Genomic DNA, 751 nt, shown 5'->3' on the forward strand with positions numbered 1-751 from the left:
GGGTGTGTTCGGCGCGCATCCCATTCCAGATCCGCGCCGAGCGCGACAAGCAAAGGAACGAAGACATGCGCAAGTCCCTGAAGACCTCGATCACCCTCGCCACGACCGGTGCCCTCGTGCTCGGCGGTGCAGCGTTCGGCGTCAGCGCCGCGAACGCGTCCACCCCGGTCGTGCACACCGTCTCCAGCTCCGCCTCGAAGATCCCCGCCCCGGTCGCGTCGGTCCCCGAGGTCCTCGGCGGCGACACCTCCGTCGCCCTCGACAAGGGCTTCACCGACGCCCTGACCTCGCTGAAGCTCACCCCGGGTGTCTCGGGAGATGCGACCCTGGAGGACGGCGCCGTGTCGTTCCCGATCACCTCCGGCTCGGTCACCTACTGGAGCCCGGACGGCAACTACCGCCCCTACGTCCAGGGTCTGCTGAACCACGACGACTCCGGCCTGACCCTCAAGGCCGGCGACACCACCGTCACGCTCGAGAACTTCGTCGTGAACCCGGGCTCCTCGAAGCTCTACGGTGACGTCCTCGTCAACGGGGAGGTCGCCGCCCCGAACGCGTTCCTGTTCGAGCTGCACGGCGGCTCCCTCAAGCCCCTCCAGCTCGAGGGCGACAACGCGATCCTGACCGGCACCACCGTCCACATCTCCCAGGACGCCGCGGACCTGCTGAACCAGACCTTCAAGACCGACGCCGTCAAGCGCGGCCTGCTCGTCGGCACCGCCACCATCACCGCCCAGATCAAGTAACACCC

The 751-nt window shown here is 68.2% G+C and carries 1 protein-coding gene; it reads left to right on the forward strand.

The annotated features are described in order from the left end of the window. Window positions 1-65 precede the first annotated feature (65 nt). Complete coding sequence (locus DEI95_RS16380; RefSeq protein WP_111053211.1) at window positions 66-746, forward strand: hypothetical protein; 681 nt, start codon at window positions 66-68, stop codon at window positions 744-746. The last annotated feature ends 5 nt before the right edge of the window (window positions 747-751 follow it).

Source organism: Curtobacterium sp. MCBD17_008 (genome assembly GCF_003234475.1).
Classification (GTDB): domain Bacteria; phylum Actinomycetota; class Actinomycetes; order Actinomycetales; family Microbacteriaceae; genus Curtobacterium.

What these genes read in the sequence shown, in the direction of transcription:
- DEI95_RS16380 (WP_111053211.1), top strand. Translation starts at nt 66, where the DNA reads ATGCGCAAGTCCCTGAAGACCTCGATCACCCTCGCCACGACCGGTGCC.